This is a genomic window from Stenotrophomonas daejeonensis (genome assembly GCF_001431505.1).
Taxonomy (GTDB): Bacteria; Pseudomonadota; Gammaproteobacteria; order Xanthomonadales; family Xanthomonadaceae; genus Stenotrophomonas; species Stenotrophomonas daejeonensis.
On sequence record NZ_LDJP01000003.1, the window covers coordinates 1 to 16897 of the forward strand.

Consider the following 16897-nt stretch of genomic DNA (forward strand, 5'->3'; position numbering starts at 1 on the left):
GCCGAGCACACCAGGATCGCACCGTCCATCTGCGCGGCGCCGGTGATCATGTTCTTCACGTAGTCGGCGTGCCCCGGGCAGTCGACGTGCGCGTAATGGCGGCTTTCGGATTCGTACTCGACGTGCGCAGTCGAGATCGTGATGCCACGTGCCTTTTCTTCCGGCGCGGCGTCGATCGAGGAGTAGTCCTTGAACTCGCCACCGAAGCGCTCGGCGCCGATCTTGGTCAGCGCGGCGGTCAGCGTGGTCTTGCCGTGGTCGACGTGACCGATGGTGCCGACGTTGACGTGCGGCTTGGTGCGTTCGAACTTGCCCTTGGACATGGTTGTTTGCTCCGTGATTCGTGATTGGTTATGTGTGACTGGCGGGGCGAACCCCGTGCTCCTTTCGGATCACGGGGCCCGGTCACCCGTTCACGGCACTCAGGCCTTCTTGATGACGGTTTCGGCGATGTTGCTCGGCGCCGGCTCGTAGTGGTCGAATTCCATCGTGAAGGTCGCGCGACCCTGAGTCTGCGAACGCAGCGCGGTAGCGTAACCGAACATTTCGCCCAGCGGGATCATCGCATTGATGATGCTGGCCGAGCCGTCACCGGTGGTGCCCGAACCCTGCAGAACGCCACGGCGGCGGCTCACGTCGCCCATCACGTCGCCCTGGTAGTCCTCCGGGGTGACGATCTCGACCTTCATGATCGGCTCCAGCAGCACCGGCTTGGCCTTGGCGAAGCCCTGCTTGAACGCCATCGACGAGGCGAGCTTGAACGCCATTTCCGACGAGTCGACGTCGTGGTACGAGCCGAACACCAGCTTGACCTTGACGTCCACCACCGGGAAGCCGGCCAGCGGGCCGCTGGTGATGGTTTCGCGCAGGCCCTTCTCCACGGAAGGAATGAATTCCTTCGGGATCACGCCACCGGTGATTTCGTTCAGGAACAGGAAATCGTCCTTGATCAGCGGAGCGATCTTCGGATCGGCACGGTCCTCGGCGGTGATCGGCGACAGCTCGATCACGACGTGGCCGTACTGGCCCTTGCCGCCGGACTGCTTGGCATGCTTGTAGTCCGACTTGACGTCAGCGGCCTGGATGGTTTCGCGGTAAGCGACCTGCGGCTTGCCGACGTTGGCCTCGACGTTGAACTCGCGCTTGAGGCGGTCGACGATGATGTCCAGGTGCAGCTCGCCCATGCCGGAGATGATGGTCTGGCCGGACTCCTCGTCGGTCTTGACGCGGAACGACGGATCCTCCTGGGCCAGACGGCCCAGCGCCAGGCCCATCTTTTCCTGGTCCGACTTGGTCTTCGGCTCGACCGCCATCGAGATCACCGGCTCCGGGAAGGTCATGCGCTCGAGCACGATCGGCGAATCGATCGAGCACAGCGTGTCACCGGTGGTGGTGTCCTTCAGGCCCACGGCGGCAGCGATGTCACCGGCCAGGACTTCCTTGATTTCCTCGCGGTTGTTCGAGTGCATCTGCAGGATGCGGCCGATGCGCTCCTTCTTGTTCTTCACCGAGTTCAGCACGGTGTCGCCACCGTTCAGCACGCCGGAATAGACGCGGAAGAAGGTCAGCGCGCCGACGAACGGGTCGGTGATGATCTTGAACGCCAGCGACGAGAACGGGGCCTTGTCGTCCGACTTGCGGGTCATCTCGATGGTGTCGTCGTCGACGTCCGTGCCCTTCACGTCCGGCACGTCCACCGGCGACGGCAGCAGCTGGATCACGCCGTCGAGCATGGCCTGCACGCCCTTGTTCTTGAACGCCGAGCCGCAGAACATCGGCACGATCTCGGTGGCCAGGGTACGGACACGCAGCGCCTCGATGATTTCAGCCTCGGCCAGCTCTTCGCCGCCCAAGTACTTTTCCATCAGCTCTTCGTTGGCTTCGGCCGCGGTCTCGATCATGAAGGTGCGGGCTTCTTCAGCCGTTTCCACCAGATCGGCCGGGATGTCGCCGTATTCGAACTTCATGCCCTGCGAGGCTTCATCCCAGTGGATGGCCTTCATCTTCAGCAGGTCGACGACGCCCTTGAAGCCTTCCTCGGCGCCGATCGGCACCTGCATCGGCACCGGCACGGCGCCCAGCTTGGCCTTCAGCTGGTCACGGACCTTGAAGAAGTTGGCGCCGGTGCGGTCCATCTTGTTGACGAACGCGATGCGCGGCACGTGGTACTTGTTGGCCTGGCGCCACACGGTCTCCGACTGCGGCTGCACGCCGCCGACGGCGCACAGCACGAACACCGCGCCGTCGAGCACGCGCAGCGAGCGCTCCACTTCGATGGTGAAGTCGACGTGCCCGGGGGTGTCGATGATGTTGAAGCGATGCTCCGGCATCGACTTGTCCATGCCCTTCCAGAACGCGGTGGTGGCAGCGGACTGGATCGTGATGCCACGCTCCTGCTCCTGCTCCATCCAGTCCATGGTGGCGGCGCCATCGTGCACCTCACCCAGCTTGTGGCTCTTGCCGGTGTAGAACAGGATGCGCTCGGACGTGGTGGTCTTGCCGGCATCGATGTGGGCCATGATGCCGAAGTTGCGGTAACGCTCGATGGGAGTGGTGCGGGCCACGGGGAGCCTCTCAATTTTCGGATTTCGGAATGGCCGAATGCCGCCTTGCGGCGGCCTTCGGGTTGACGCGGCGATTCTGTCGCCGCGAAGTGACGCCCTCGGGCGTCACCGGGCCTGTCTCACAAGGCCGTCAAACTCACCAGCGGTAGTGCGCGAACGCCTTGTTCGCTTCCGCCATGCGGTGGGTTTCTTCACGCTTCTTGATGGCGCCGCCACGGTTCTCGGAGGCATCCAGCAGTTCGGCGGCCAGCTTGCGCGGCATGCTGTTCTCGCCGCGCTTGCGCGCCGACTCGATCAGCCAGCGCATGGCCAGCGCCATCTTGCGCGAGGCGCGCACTTCGACCGGCACTTGGTAGGTGGCACCGCCGACGCGACGCGACTTCACCTCGACCGACGGGGCGACGTTGTCCAGCGCCTTCTGCACCAGCTCGACGGCATCCGGATTCTTTTCGCCGATGACGTCCATCGCGCCATAGACGATCTTCTCGGCCACGGACTTCTTGCCGCTCTGCATCACCATGTTGATGAAGCGGGCGATGGTTTCGCTCCCGTGCTTCGGATCGGGCAGGACGGAACGCTGCGGAGTATTACCCTTACGCGACATAGTGCTCTCCCCTTAGGCCTTCGGACGCTTGGCGCCGTACTTGGAACGGGCCTGGCGGCGCTTGGCGACGCCGGCGGCGTCGAGCGAGCCACGGACGGTGTGGTAACGCACACCCGGCAGGTCCTTGACGCGACCGCCGCGGATCAGGACCACGGAGTGCTCCTGCAGGTTGTGGCCTTCACCGCCGATGTAGGAAATCACTTCTTCCTGGTTGGTCAGGCGGACCTTGGCAACCTTGCGCAGCGCCGAGTTCGGCTTCTTCGGAGTGGTGGTGTAGACACGGGTGCAGACGCCACGGCGCTGCGGGCACTTGTCGAGCGCCGGCGAGGCACTCTTGTAGGTGGTCGCTTGCCGCGGCTTGCGGACCAGCTGGTTGATCGTCGCCATCAGTAGGTTCTTCTGATTGGGGCCGCGAAAAACGGCCAGATGCGGAAAATGGAAAGCAGGCCCGAAATTCAGGCCTGCCGAGACAGACGATTGTAGCAACCCCTCCGGAACGCAGTCAAACGCACTCCTTCCGGGCCAGCCCTTATCCGGGACCGTTACAGGGGGGCCTCCATGTACCCCGTTCAGGTTTGGATGGCCGGCCCGCGGACGGGCCGGTAATCCTTCAAAGCGCCCGGCCCCGGAGGGCCGGACCTACCTCACTCTTCGCCGCCCGCCGCCTGTCCGGCTTCGGTCGACGCAACCTCCGATTCGACCACCGCGGCCGTACCGGCCAAAGTCTCGATCTCCGACTCGGTCAGGCCGGAGGCGCCGCGACGGCGCTTGGTGTGGTACGCAAGGCCGGTACCCGCCGGGATCAGGCGGCCGACGATCACGTTTTCCTTCAGGCCGCGCAGGTTGTCGGCGGTGCCGCGCACGGCGGCCTCGGTCAACACGCGGGTGGTCTCCTGGAACGACGCGGCCGAAATGAACGACTCGGTCGCCAGCGAGGCCTTGGTGATGCCCAGCAGCACCGGCTCGAAACGGGCCGGCAGTTCGTTGCGGGACACCAGCTTGGCGTTTTCCTCGATCACGCGCTGGCGCTCGGCCTGCTCGCCGTTGAGGAACTTGCTGCCGCCCTGGTCGGTGATCTCGACCTTGCGCAGCATCTGGCGGGAAATCACCTCGATGTGCTTGTCGTTGATCTTCACGCCCTGCAGGCGGTACACGTCCTGGATTTCCTTGACCAGGTAGCGCGCCAGTTCCTCCACGCCCTTCAGGCGCAGGATGTCCTGCGGGCTCGGCTCGCCGTCCACCACGGTTTCGCCGCGGGTCACGTGCTCGCCTTCGAACACGATGATCTGGCGGTACTTCGGGATCAGCTCCTCGTGCTCGGAACCGTCGGTGTCCTTGATGATCAGGCGCTGCTTGCCCTTGGTGTCCTTGCCGAAGCTGATGATGCCCGAACGCTCGGCCAGGATCGCCGGATCCTTCGGCTTGCGCGCCTCGAACAGGTCGGCCACGCGCGGCAGACCGCCGGTGATGTCGCGGGTCTTGGACGCTTCCTGCGGGATCTTGGCGACCACGTCGCCCACGCCCACCGGGGCGCCGTCCTGCAGGTTGACGATCGAGCGCGGCGGCAGCAGGTACTGCGCCGGCAGGTCGGTGCCCGGGATGGTCAGGTCGTTGCCCTTGCCGTCGACGATGCGCACCAGCGGGCGCAGGTCCTTGGCCTGCGAGCCGCGGCGCTTCGGATCGGTGATCTCGCGCGAGGCCAGGCCGGTCAGTTCGTCGGTCTTCTCGATGACGGTGACGCCGTCGACGAAGTCGATGAAGCGCACGAAACCGGCCACTTCCGACACGATCGGGTGGTTGTGCGGGTCCCAGTTGGCCACGGTCTGGCCGGCCTTGACCTCGGCGCCGTCCTTGACGTTGATGGTCGCGCCGTAGGTCAGCTTGTAGCGCTCGCGCTCGCGGCCGTGGGCGTCGAGCACCGACACTTCGCCCGAACGCGACACCGCCACCAGCGAGCCGTTGGCGTGCTCGACCGACTTGAGGTTGGTGAACTTGACCGAACCGGTGGTCTTGACGGTGATGTTGTCCACCGCCGCCGCACGCGAGGCCGCACCACCGATGTGGAAGGTACGCATGGTCAGCTGGGTGCCGGGCTCGCCGATCGACTGCGCGGCGATGACGCCGACCGCTTCGCCGATGTTGACGATGTGGCCGCGGGCCAGGTCGCGGCCGTAGCAGTGCGAGCACACGCCGAAGGACGATTCGCAGGTGATGGTCGAACGGACCTTGATGGTCTGCACGCCCGCTTCTTCCAGCTTGTTCACCCACTGCTCGTCGAGCAGCGTGTTGCGGGTGACGATCGGGTCCTCGTCGTTGCCCGGCAGGAACACGTCCTCGGCCACGACGCGGCCCAGCACGCGGTCCTTCAACGGCTCGACCACGTCGCCGCCTTCCACGATCGGGGTCATGGTCAGGCCTTCGGTGGTGCCGCAATCGACCTCGGTGATCACCACGTCCTGCGCGACGTCCACGAGGCGACGGGTCAGGTAGCCCGAGTTCGCGGTCTTCAGCGCGGTATCGGCCAGGCCCTTGCGCGCGCCGTGGGTGGAGTTGAAGTACTCCTGCACGTTCAGGCCTTCGCGGAAGTTCGCCTTGATCGGCGTCTCGATGATCGAGCCGTCCGGGCGCGCCATCAGGCCGCGCATGCCGGCCAGCTGGCGGATCTGCGCCTGCGAACCACGCGCGCCGGAGTCGGCCATGATGTACAGCGAGTTCATCGACTTCTGGTCGACGGTCTTGCCTTCGGCGTCCTCGACCTTCTCGGTGCCGATGGTTTCCATCATCGCCTTGGCGATGCGCTCGTTGGTGCGCGACCAGATGTCGACCACCTTGTTGTAGCGCTCGCCGGCGGTGACCAGGCCGCTCTGGTACTGCTCCTGGATTTCCAGCACTTCCTGCTCGGCTTCGCCGAGGATGCCCTTCTTCTCGGCCGGGATCAGCATGTCGTCGATGCCGATCGACACGCCGGCGCGGGTGGCGTAGGCGTAGCCGGTGTACATCAGCTTGTCGGCGAACACCACGGTGTCCTTCAGGCCGAGCAGGCGGTAGCTCTGGTTGATCAGGCGCGAGATGTTCTTCTTGGTCATCTCGGTGTTGCACAGCTCGAACGGCAGGCCTTCCGGCATGATCTCGCTGAGCAGCGCACGGCCGACCGTGGTGTCCACGATCGAGCTCTTGCTGACCTTGTTGCCGGCTTCGTCGCGCTCGACCTGGACGATGCGCACCTTGACCTTGGCGTGCAGCTCGACCACGCGGTTGTCGTAGGCGCGCTTCACCTCGTCGGTGTTGGCGAACACCATGCCCTCGCCCTTCTTGTTGATCAGGGCGCGGCTGAGGTAGTACAGGCCCAGCACCACGTCCTGCGACGGCACGATGATCGGCTCGCCGTTGGCCGGCGACAGGATGTTGTTGGTGGACATCATCAGCGCGCGCGCTTCCAGCTGCGCTTCCAGCGACAGCGGCACGTGCACGGCCATCTGGTCACCGTCGAAGTCGGCGTTGAACGCGGTGCAGACCAGCGGGTGCAGCTGGATCGCCTTGCCTTCGATCAGCAGCGGCTCGAACGCCTGGATGCCCAAACGGTGCAGGGTCGGCGCACGGTTCAGCAGCACCGGATGCTCGCGGATGACTTCTTCCAGGATGTCCCAGACCTCGCCTTCCTCGCGCTCGACCAGCTTCTTGGCCGCCTTGATGGTGGTGGCCAGGCCGCGGCGCTGCAGCTTGGCGAACACGAACGGCTTGAACAGCTCCAGCGCCATCTTCTTCGGCAGGCCGCACTGGTGCAGCTTCAGGTACGGGCCGACGGTGATCACCGAGCGGCCGGAGTAGTCCACGCGCTTGCCGAGCAGGTTCTGGCGGAAGCGGCCCTGCTTGCCCTTGATCATGTCGGCCAGCGACTTCAACGGGCGCTTGTTGGTGCCGGTGATGGCGCGGCCGCGGCGGCCGTTGTCCAGCAGCGCGTCGACCGATTCCTGCAGCATGCGCTTTTCGTTGCGCACGATGATGTCCGGGGCGTTGAGCTCCAGCAGGCGGCGCAGGCGGTTGTTGCGGTTGATGACGCGGCGGTACAGGTCGTTCAGGTCGGAGGTGGCGAAGCGGCCGCCGTCCAGCGGCACCAGCGGGCGCAGGTCCGGCGGCAGCACCGGCAGCACGGTCATCACCATCCACTCCGGGCGGTTGCCGGATTCGAGGAAGGCTTCGACCAGCTTGATGCGCTTGGTCAGGCGCTTGAGCTTGGTTTCCGAGCCGGTGGCGGCGATTTCTTCCTTCAGCCGCACCATCTCGGCCTGCAGGTCGATGGTGCGCAGCAGCTCGTACACGGCCTCGGCGCCCATCGCGGCGTCGAAGTCGTCGCCGTGCTCCTGGCGCGCCTGCAGGTACTGCTCTTCGGTCAGCAGCTGGCGGCGCTCCAGGCTGGTCAGGCCCGGCTCGGTCACCACGTAGGCTTCGAAGTACAGCACGCGCTCGATGTCGCGCAGGGTCATGTCCAGCATCAGGCCGATGCGCGAGGGCAGCGACTTCAGGAACCAGATGTGCGCGACCGGCGAGGCCAGGTCGATGTGGCCCATGCGCTCGCGGCGCACCTTGGCCAGGGTCACTTCGGTGCCGCACTTCTCGCAGACCACGCCGCGGTGCTTCATGCGCTTGTACTTGCCGCACAGGCACTCGTAGTCCTTGACCGGGCCGAAGATGGCGGCGCAGAACAGGCCGTCACGCTCCGGCTTGAAGGTGCGGTAGTTGATGGTTTCCGGCTTCTTCACTTCGCCGAAGGACCACGAGCGGATCAGGTCCGGCGAGGCCAGCGCGATCTTGATCGCGTCGAAGTCCAGCGTCTGGCGCTGCTGGTTGAAGAGGTTGAGCAGGTCTTTCATGGTGTTCTCCGAAAGGAGGAAATCTTGGTCGATGGGCTGTCGGTCGCTGCTGGCGGCGCCGCCGCATCACTGCGGCGGCGCCTGCGCGGTCAGTTGTCTTCCAGTTCCATGTTGATGGCCAGGGAGCGGATTTCCTTCACCAGCACGTTGAAGGATTCCGGCATGCCCGCGACCATCTCGTGCTCGCCGTCGACGATGTTCTTGTACATCTGGTTGCGGCCCTGCACGTCGTCGGACTTCACCGTCAGCATTTCCTGCAGGGTGTAGGCCGCGCCGTAGGCTTCCAGCGCCCAGACTTCCATTTCACCGAAGCGCTGGCCACCGAACTGCGCCTTGCCGCCCAGCGGCTGCTGGGTGACGAGCGAGTACGGGCCGGTCGAACGGGCGTGCATCTTGTCGTCGACCAGGTGGTTCAGCTTCAGGTAGTGCATGTAGCCCACCGTCGTCTTGCGGTCGAACGCCTCGCCGGTGCGGCCGTCGTACAGCTGCATCTGGGTCTTGCTGGCGTTGAAGCCGAGCTGCTCGGTGTCGCTGTCGCCGTCCGGGTAGGCCAGGTTCAGCATCTCGCGGATCTCGTCCTCGTGCGCACCGTCGAACACCGGGGTGGCCATCGGCACGCCGTCGGTCAGGTTCTTCGCCAGCGCGATCAGCTCTTCATCGCTGAACTGCGACAGGTCCACGCGCTCGCCGGCCAGCTTGCTGTCGTGGTTGTAGATCTTGCCGAGGAACCCGCGCAGTTCGCTGACCGCACGCTGCTGCTCCAGCATCTTCTGGATGCGCTTGCCCAGGCCCTTTGCGGCCCAGCCCAGGTGCACCTCGAGGATCTGGCCGATGTTCATGCGGCTCGGCACGCCCAGCGGGTTCAGGCAGATGTCGACCGAAGTACCGTCGGCCATGTACGGCATGTCCTCGACCGGCACCACGTTGGACACCACGCCCTTGTTGCCGTGGCGGCCGGCCATCTTGTCGCCCGGCTGGATGCGGCGCTTCACCGCCAGGAACACCTTGACCATCTTCAGCACGCCCGGGGCGAGGTCGTCGCCCTGGGTGATCTTGCCGCGCTTGTCGGCGAAGCGACGCTCGAACTCCTGCTCGTGGGCCTGGATCTGCATCTGCGCGCGCTCGATCGCCTCGGCGGCGTCCTCGTCCTTCATGCGCAGGGCGAACCAGTCGGCCTTCTTCAGGCCATCGAGGAACGCGTCGCTGATGACGTCGCCCTTCTTCAGGCCGGCGCCGCCGTTGGCGACCTTGCCGACGATCTGCGAGCGCAGGCGCGCGTAGATGGCGCCTTCCAGGATGCGGAACTGGTCGTCGAAGTCCTTCTTGACGCGCTTGATCTCGTTCTCCTCGATCTGGCGCGCGCGCTTGTCCTTCTCGATGCCGTCGCGGGTGAAGACCTGCACGTCGATGACGGTGCCGTCCATGCCCGGCGGCACGCGCAGCGAGCTGTCCTTAACGTCCGAAGCCTTCTCGCCGAAGATCGCGCGCAGCAGCTTCTCTTCCGGGGTCAGCTGGCTCTCGCCCTTCGGCGTGACCTTGCCGACCATGATGTCGCCGGCGCGCACTTCGGCGCCGATGTACACCACGCCGCTCTCGTCCAGGCGGTTCAGTGCCTGCTCGGAGACGTTGGGGATGTCGGCGGAGATTTCCTCCGGCCCCAGCTTGGTGTCGCGCGCGACGCAGGTCAGCTCCTCGATGTGGATCGTGGTGTAGCGATCCTCTTCCACCACGCGCTCGGAGAGCAGGATGGAGTCCTCGAAGTTGTAGCCGTTCCACGGCATGAACGCGATCAGCATGTTCTGGCCCAGCGCCAGTTCACCGATGTCGGTGGACGGGCCGTCGGCCAGCACGTCGCCACGCGCGATCACGTCGCCCACCTTCACCAGCGGACGCTGGTTGATGCAGGTGTTCTGGTTCGAGCGGGTGTACTTGATCAGGTTGTAGATGTCGACGCCGGCGTCGGCGGCATCGGTGATCTCGTCCTCGTTGGCCTTGACCACGATGCGGCCGGCGTCGATCTGCACGATCTGGCCGCCGCGGCGGGCGTTCACGGTCACGCCCGAGTCACGCGCCACGGCGCGCTCGATGCCGGTACCCACCAGCGGCTTCTGCGCACGCAGGGTCGGCACCGCCTGGCGCTGCATGTTCGCGCCCATCAACGCACGGTTGGCGTCGTCGTGCTCCAGGAACGGCACCAGCGCCGCGGCGACCGACACGGTCTGCATCGGCGAGACGTCCATGAAGTGCACTTCCGCCGGCGGCTTAAGCAGCGACTCGCCCTGGAAGCGGCACGGCACGAACTGCTCGGTGAGCATGTTCTTGCCGTCGGTCAGGGCATTGGCCTGGGCGATGACGTATTCGTTCTCCTCGATAGCCGACAGGTACTCGACGTCGTCGGTGACCTTGCCGTCCACGACCTTGCGGTACGGCGTCTCGAGGAAGCCGTACTTGTTGGTGCGGGCGAACACCGCCAGCGAGTTGATCAGGCCGATGTTCGGGCCTTCCGGGGTTTCGATGGTGCAGACGCGGCCGTAGTGGGTCGGGTGCACGTCGCGCACTTCGAAGCCGGCGCGCTCGCGGGTCAGGCCGCCCGGGCCGAGGGCCGAGACGCGGCGCTTGTGGGTCACTTCCGACAGCGGGTTGTTCTGGTCCATGAACTGCGACAGCTGCGAGGAGCCGAAGAACTCCTTGATCGCGGCGGCCACCGGCTTGGCGTTGATCAGCTCCTGCGGGGTCAGGCCCTCGGATTCGGCCATCGACAGGCGCTCCTTGACCGCGCGCTCGACGCGGACCAGGCCGACGCGGAACACGTTCTCGGCCATTTCGCCGACCGAACGCACGCGGCGGTTGCCGAGGTGGTCGATGTCGTCGACCACGCCACGGCCGTTGCGGATCTCGGTCAGCACCTTGATCACGTCGAGGATGTCCGAACCTTCGCCATGCGCGGCGACCAGGCGCTTGGACTCCTCGTCGTTGCGCTCGCCGAAGTACTTGTTGTCGTACAGCACGGCCTCGCCGGTGACTTCCTTGCGGCCGACACGGCGGTTGAACTTCATGCGGCCGACCGTGGACAGGTCGTAGCGCTCGAAGGTGAAGAACAGGTTGTGGAACAGGTTCTGCGCGGCGTCCTTGGTCGGCGGCTCGCCCGGGCGCATCATCCGGTAGATCTCGACCAGCGCTTCGAGCTGGGTCTTGGTCGGGTCGATGCGCAGGGTGTTGGACAGGTACGGGCCGCGGTCCAGGTCGTTCACCCACAGGGTGCCCACGGCATCGACGCCGGCCTTGCGGAAGGCCTGCAGCTGCTCGTCGGTGATCTCGTCGTTGGCCTGCGCCAGCAGTTCGCCGGTGTTGGCGTCGACCACGTCGTGCGACAGGATGCGGCCGACCAGGTAGTCGTCCGGCACCGCCAGCGCGGCAATGCCCGAGGCCTGCAGCTGCTTGACGTGGCGCGCGGTGATGCGCTTGCCGGCTTCCACGATGACCTTGTCGCCGTCGGCCAGGTCGAAGCCCAGGGTCTCGCCGCGCAGGCGCTCGGCGACCAGCTCCAGCTGCACGCCCTCGCCTTCCGGCAGGATGTGGAAGGTGTTGATCTCGAAGAACTCGGCCAGCATCTCCTCGTTGCTGTAGCCGAGCGCGCGCAGCAGGATCGACACCGGCAGCTTGCGGCGGCGGTCGATGCGGGTGAACAGCGCGTCCTTCGGGTCGAACTCGAAGTCCAGCCACGAGCCGCGGTAGGGGATGATGCGGGCGCTGTACAGCAGCTTGCCCGAGCTGTGGGTCTTGCCGCGGTCGTGGTCGAAGAACACGCCCGGCGAACGGTGCAGCTGCGAGACGATGACGCGCTCGGTACCGTTGACGATGAAGGTGCCGTTGTCGGTCATCAGCGGGATCTCGCCGAGGTAGACCTCCTGCTCCTTCACGTACTTGATCGCCTTGGTCGACGACTCGCGGTCGTAGATGACCAGGCGCACGGTCACGCGCAGCGGCGCGCCGTAGCTCATGCCGCGCTGGCGGCACTCGCGCTCGTCGAACACCGGGTCGCCCAGCTTGTAGCCCACGTATTCCAGCGCGGCGTTGCCGCTGTAGCTGGAGATCGGGAACACCGACTTCAGCGCGGCGTGCAGGCCGTGGTCGGCGCGCTTGGCCGGGTCGACGTTTTCCTGCAGGAATTCACGGTACGAATCGACCTGGATGGCGAGCAGGAACGGCACCTCGAGGATCGAGCTCTGCTTGCCGAAATCCTTGCGGATGCGCTTTTTCTCGGTGTACGAATACGACGTCATGGGACTTTCCACCTTGTTGTGCAGGCCGTGCGTCCACGACCCGGAAGGGAACTTTCAAATTGTCAGTTGGAAGTCGCTGGTATTGCCGGCACCAGCACGCCTTCTCCCGCTACTTCCAACTGCCAACTCGCCTGGAATGCGGAGCTGGACTTGACCGGTACCCCCGCGCGAAGCGCCGGCACCGGGTTGCAACCTCCGCAAACCCGCTTGCGGTTTGAAACGACCAAAGGCCGGGGGCTTACGCCCCCAGCCTTGGCTGCATCGCCGTGATTCGATGGCGACGCAAGGGAACTGCTTACTTCAGCTCGACGGTCGCGCCGGCGGCTTCCAGATCCTTCTTGAACTTCTCGGCATCTTCCTTCGAAGCGCCTTCCTTCACGACGCCACCGGCCTCGGCCAGGTCCTTCGCTTCCTTCAGGCCCAGGCCGGTGATGGCGCGAACGGCCTTGATGACCTCGACCTTCTTGGCGCCGGCATCCTTCAGGATGACGTTGAACTCGGTCTGCTCTTCGGCAGCGGCGGCCGGGCCGGCGGCGGCGGCCACGGCAACCGGGGCGGCGGCGGAAACGCCGAACTTGTCTTCGATGGCCTTGACCAGCTCCATCACTTCCATCAGGGACTTCTCGGCGATGGCGTCGACGATCTGCTCGTTGGTAAGGGACATTTTGATTACCTTTGGAAAATATTCTGGGATTCAGGTTCCGTCAGGAACCACGTGAACGTCGACTCAGGCGGTTTCGGCAGCCGGCTCGGCGGCTTCGACGGCCGCACCACCTTCCTGCTTCTCGCCAACAGCCTTGACGGCGCGCGCGAACATGGTGACCGGCTCGGTCAGGACGCGGGCCAGCATGGCCAGGGCCTGATCGCGGGTCGGCAGCGATGCCAGCACGTCGACGTGGCTGGCCGGGAACACTTCCCCGCCGATCGCCACGACCTTCGCCTTCAGCTTGTCGTTGCCCTTGGCAGCTTCCTTGATCAGGCGACCGGCGGCGCCGGGCTCCTCGAGCGAGAACGCATACAGCAGCGGACCGACCATCTGGTCCTTTGCGACTGCGAAATCGGTGCCTTCAACGGCGCGCGAAGCCAGCGTGTTCTTGACAACCTTCAAGAAAACACCGGTTTCGCGGGCCTGCTTGCGCATCGCGGTCATCTGGGCGACCGTGGTGCCAGCGTATTCGGCTGCGATCAAGGAGTGGGCCTTGGCGGCGACGTCTGCCAGCTCGGCGACTACTTCTTGCTTCTGGGACAGATTGAGAGCCATTGCACTCCTCCAATTGAACTCCGCTTACGGCTCCTGCCGTGTGCGGTCCTGTGCGGCATCCGTCCTGGACGCCGGGAGCATCGGGGTGACGCTCCGGTGGTGGCCATTCCAGACCTGGAGTGTGCCGGCCCGGACATCCCGGACCTGCGTGAAACCAGAAAAACTCCAGAAGGGCGGCACCATCTACGCAGGGTGATTCGCGAAGAATCGATTAAGCGATCCCGCTGTCCCGGCGGCGACTCCTTGCCAGATCGAGCTTCCGTGCCCGTCGCCGGTATGCGCTGACCGCGCCTGCGGTCTTTGACGGCTATCGCGCGGGCGGACCCTTGCGACGCCTTCAAAATGACGGACACGACGCCAAGGCGCCGCGTCCGCTTGAAACGATTACTTCAGGGTCAGCGACGACTGGTCGACGGTGACGCCCGGACCCATCGTCGAGCTGACCGAAACCTTCTGCAGGTAGGTGCCCTTCGAGGTGGCCGGCTTGGCCTTGATCAGGTCCAGCAGCAGCGCCTGCAGGTTCGACTGCAGCGCGGCGTTGTCGAAGCTGGCCTTGCCGATGGTGCAGTGGATGATGCCGGCCTTGTCGGTGCGGTAGCGCACCTGGCCCGACTTGGCATTCTTCACGGCCTCGGCCGGGTTCGCCGACACGGTGCCGACCTTCGGGTTCGGCATCAGGCCGCGCGGGCCCAGCACGGTGCCCAGCTTGCCGACGACGCGCATCGCGTCCGGGGTCGCGATGACCACGTCGTAGTTCAGGTCGCCGGCCTGCATCTTCTCGGCCAGGTCGTCCATGCCGACGGCCTCGGCGCCAGCGGCCAGGGCCTCGTCGGCCTTGGCGCCGGCCGGGGCGAACACCGCCACGCGCACCGACTTGCCGGTACCGGCCGGCAGCACGGTCGAACCGCGCACCTGCTGGTCGGACTTCTTGGCGTCCACGCCGAGGCGCACGGCCACGTCGATCGACTCGACGAACTTGGCCTTGGCGACGGTCTTCAGGATGTTGATCGCGTCCTCGAAGGCATACGCCTTGCCCGGAACGACGGCGGCCTTGATGGCCTTCTCACGCTTGGTCTGTGCCATCTGCTTAACCCTCCACCACCAGGCCCATGGAACGGGCCGAGCCCGCGATCGTACGCACGGCGGCGTCCAGGTCGGCAGCCGTCAGGTCCGGCTCCTTCGCCTTGCAGATGTCTTCCAGCTGCGCGCGGGTGACCTTGCCCACCTTTTCGGTGTTCGGACGCTTGGAGCCGGAGGTGATGCCCGCCGCCTTCTTGAGCAGCACGGTGGCCGGGGTGCTCTTGGTGATGAAGGTGAAGGTACGGTCCGAGTAGGCCGTGATGATCACCGGCACCGGGATGCCCGGCTCCAGCTTCTGCGTGGCGGCGTTGAACGCCTTGCAGAACTCCATGATGTTCAGGCCGCGCTGGCCCAGCGCAGGACCGACCGGCGGCGAGGGGTTGGCCTGACCGGCCTTCACCTGCAGCTTGATGTAACCGACAACTTTCTTTGCCATTAGAGTGCTCTCCGGGTGCTAGCGCCTTGCGACAACAGGCTCCCCATCGGACCGGGAATCACGCGTCCCGGCATCGCGTCTTGAAATCCTCGAATCGCACCGAAGGCCACCTCGCGGCAGCCTTCGTGTCGACCCCCGTTGAAGGGAGCCGGAGATTCTAGCAGTTTTTGTGGCGCCAACCTGAACAGGCTGGCGCCGATGCTCAGGCGGCCTTCTCGACCTGCCCGAACTCGAGCTCGACCGGGGTGGCGCGACCGAAGATCAGCACCGACACCCGCAGGCGGCTCTTTTCGTAGTTGACTTCCTCGACCACGCCGTTGAAGTCGTTGAACGGGCCGTCGATGACGCGGACCATCTGGCCCGGCTCGAACAGCACCTTCGGACGCGGCTTCTCGACGCCTTCCTGCACGCGGTCGAGGATGGCGGCGGCCTCCTCGTCGCGGATCGGCAACGGACGGTCGGCGGTGCCGCCGATGAAGCCCAGCACGCGCGGGGTTTCCTTGACCAGGTGCCAGCTTTCGTTGTCGATGCGCGGGATGCCGGCTTCCTCGTGGGTCTCGATCTGGACCAGCACGTAGCCGGGGAAGAACTTGCGCTCGGAACGGCGCTTCTGGCCGGCGCGCATCTCGACCACTTCCTCGGTCGGCACCAGCACGTCACCGAAACGCTCCTGCATTTCGTCACGCACGATGCGGTCGCGCAATGCCTGCGCCACCGACTTCTCGAAACCCGAATAGGCGTGGACGACGTACCAACGCTTCACTGTCATCTCCCTCAATGGCCCAGGAACAGCTGGGTCAACTTCTGGATCACGAAATCGAATCCACCCAGCAGCAGGCTCAGCACGACCACCACCAGAATCACCACCCAGGTCATGCGGATGGCTTCCTGGCGCGTCGGCCACACCACCTTGCGCAGCTCGAAGCGGGACTCGGACAGGAACGACCGGACCCAGTGGCCCTTTTCGGTCAGCATGAACACGGCGCCACCGGCCACCAGGCCGACAAGGACCGCCAGCGCGCGCAGCGGGCTGCCCCATGCGCCCAGCTTCGCCGTCGCAACATCCGCCGAGAACCAGAACCAGACGAACAGACCCGCCAGCACCAGCAATGCGGCGCCAACGTACTTGAGCATATCGCCACCGGAAGTGGCGCCCTTGGAGCGTTCGATCTTGCTGTTCATCCGACTCTTGCTGCAGGTGCGACCAAGGTCACGGGAGGGTGAGTGGCAAGTGGCACGCCAGGAGGGACTCGAACCCCCAACCTGCGGTTTTGGAGACCGCTGCTCTGCCAATTGAGCTACTGGCGTATGACTTGAACTGTTGCACGTCCCTTAGACGGCGAAGGCGGACCGAGGTTCCCGGCCCGCCGTTCGCGTAACCAGCAGCAGATTACCGCTGGGTACTGCAGGCTTACTTGGTGATCTTGGAGACCACGCCGGCGCCGACGGTGCGGCCACCTTCGCGGATCGCGAAACGCAGGCCTTCGTCCATCGCCACCGGGTTGATCAGGGTGACCGCCATCTTCACGTTGTCGCCCGGCATCACCATCTCCACGCCTTCCGGCAGCTGCACCGCACCGGTGATGTCGGTGGTGCGGAAGTAGAACTGCGGACGGTAGCCCTTGAAGAACGGGGTGTGACGGCCGCCCTCGTCCTTCGACAGCACGTACACCTCGGCGTCGAACTCCGTGTGCGGGGTGATCGAACCCGGCTTGGCCAGCACCTGGCCGCGCTCCACTTCGTCACGCTTGGTGCCGCGCAGCAGCAGGCCGGCATTGTCGCCCGCCTGGCCCTGGTC

13 protein-coding genes and 1 tRNA gene are annotated in these 16897 nt (G+C 65.3%); all 14 read right to left on the reverse strand.

The genetic code is table 11. The features are described 5' to 3' along the window. Positions 1-323, reverse strand: a 323-nt coding sequence (locus ABB34_RS00205) for a GTP-binding protein (RefSeq protein ID WP_211258126.1), incomplete at its 3' end; no start/stop codon positions are given. 99 nt (positions 324-422) lie between these two features. Next, positions 423-2564 carry an elongation factor G gene (gene fusA / locus ABB34_RS00210; protein ID WP_057639227.1) on the reverse strand — a complete coding sequence of 714 codons (2142 nt, stop codon included), beginning with the start codon at positions 2562-2564 and terminating at the stop codon, positions 423-425. A 136-nt stretch (positions 2565-2700) separates the two neighbouring features. Then, the gene (rpsG, locus tag ABB34_RS00215; RefSeq protein ID WP_057639228.1) at positions 2701-3168 is read right to left on the reverse strand and encodes a 30S ribosomal protein S7; all 468 of its coding nucleotides are present in this window, start codon (positions 3166-3168) and stop codon (positions 2701-2703) included. Positions 3169-3180: 12 nt separating this feature from the next. Beyond that, positions 3181-3555 (reverse strand): 30S ribosomal protein S12, encoded by a 375-nt coding sequence (rpsL, locus tag ABB34_RS00220; protein WP_004145320.1) that lies wholly within the window; start codon positions 3553-3555, stop codon positions 3181-3183. A 257-nt stretch (positions 3556-3812) separates the two neighbouring features. Further along, positions 3813-8039, reverse strand: a complete 4227-nt coding sequence (gene rpoC, locus ABB34_RS00225; RefSeq protein ID WP_057639229.1) for a DNA-directed RNA polymerase subunit beta' — start codon at positions 8037-8039, stop codon at positions 3813-3815. 89 nt (positions 8040-8128) lie between these two features. Next, positions 8129-12322 carry a DNA-directed RNA polymerase subunit beta gene (rpoB, locus tag ABB34_RS00230; RefSeq protein WP_057639230.1) on the reverse strand — a complete coding sequence of 1398 codons (4194 nt, stop codon included), beginning with the start codon at positions 12320-12322 and terminating at the stop codon, positions 8129-8131. A gap of 295 nt (positions 12323-12617) precedes the next feature. Next, entirely contained in the window at positions 12618-12986 is a 369-nt protein-coding gene (gene rplL / locus ABB34_RS00235) for a 50S ribosomal protein L7/L12 (protein WP_057639231.1), read from the reverse strand. Between the two features lie 63 nt (positions 12987-13049). Next, the gene (rplJ, locus tag ABB34_RS00240; RefSeq protein ID WP_057639232.1) at positions 13050-13583 is read right to left on the reverse strand and encodes a 50S ribosomal protein L10; all 534 of its coding nucleotides are present in this window, start codon (positions 13581-13583) and stop codon (positions 13050-13052) included. Positions 13584-13967: 384 nt separating this feature from the next. Next, positions 13968-14666, reverse strand: a complete 699-nt coding sequence (rplA, locus tag ABB34_RS00245; protein ID WP_057639233.1) for a 50S ribosomal protein L1 — start codon at positions 14664-14666, stop codon at positions 13968-13970. Positions 14667-14670: 4 nt separating this feature from the next. Next, complete coding sequence (gene rplK, locus ABB34_RS00250) at positions 14671-15099, reverse strand: 50S ribosomal protein L11 (RefSeq protein WP_057639234.1); 429 nt, start codon at positions 15097-15099, stop codon at positions 14671-14673. Positions 15100-15301: 202 nt separating this feature from the next. Continuing rightward, positions 15302-15862 carry a transcription termination/antitermination protein NusG gene (gene nusG, locus ABB34_RS00255; protein ID WP_057639235.1) on the reverse strand — a complete coding sequence of 187 codons (561 nt, stop codon included), beginning with the start codon at positions 15860-15862 and terminating at the stop codon, positions 15302-15304. An 11-nt stretch (positions 15863-15873) separates the two neighbouring features. Next, the gene (secE, locus tag ABB34_RS00260) at positions 15874-16281 is read right to left on the reverse strand and encodes a preprotein translocase subunit SecE (protein ID WP_057639236.1); all 408 of its coding nucleotides are present in this window, start codon (positions 16279-16281) and stop codon (positions 15874-15876) included. 50 nt (positions 16282-16331) lie between these two features. After that, positions 16332-16407, reverse strand: a tRNA-Trp gene (locus tag ABB34_RS00265). A gap of 103 nt (positions 16408-16510) precedes the next feature. After that, positions 16511-16897 (reverse strand): EF-Tu C-terminal domain-related protein (locus tag ABB34_RS00270; protein WP_484600317.1); only part of this gene is annotated, 387 nt, incomplete at its 5' end.

Excerpts from the sequence above, each read along its gene's own strand:
- rpsG (WP_057639228.1), bottom strand. The coding sequence starts at position 3,168 with ATGTCGCGTAAGGGTAATACTCCGCAGCGTTCCGTCCTGCCCGATCCG.
- rpsL (WP_004145320.1), bottom strand. The coding sequence starts at position 3,555 with ATGGCGACGATCAACCAGCTGGTCCGCAAGCCGCGGCAAGCGACCACC.
- rpoC (WP_057639229.1), bottom strand. The coding sequence starts at position 8,039 with ATGAAAGACCTGCTCAACCTCTTCAACCAGCAGCGCCAGACGCTGGAC.
- rpoB (WP_057639230.1), bottom strand. The coding sequence starts at position 12,322 with ATGACGTCGTATTCGTACACCGAGAAAAAGCGCATCCGCAAGGATTTC.
- rplL (WP_057639231.1), bottom strand. The coding sequence starts at position 12,986 with ATGTCCCTTACCAACGAGCAGATCGTCGACGCCATCGCCGAGAAGTCC.
- rplJ (WP_057639232.1), bottom strand. The coding sequence starts at position 13,583 with ATGGCTCTCAATCTGTCCCAGAAGCAAGAAGTAGTCGCCGAGCTGGCA.
- rplA (WP_057639233.1), bottom strand. The coding sequence starts at position 14,666 with ATGGCACAGACCAAGCGTGAGAAGGCCATCAAGGCCGCCGTCGTTCCG.
- rplK (WP_057639234.1), bottom strand. The coding sequence starts at position 15,099 with ATGGCAAAGAAAGTTGTCGGTTACATCAAGCTGCAGGTGAAGGCCGGT.
- secE (WP_057639236.1), bottom strand. The coding sequence starts at position 16,281 with ATGAACAGCAAGATCGAACGCTCCAAGGGCGCCACTTCCGGTGGCGAT.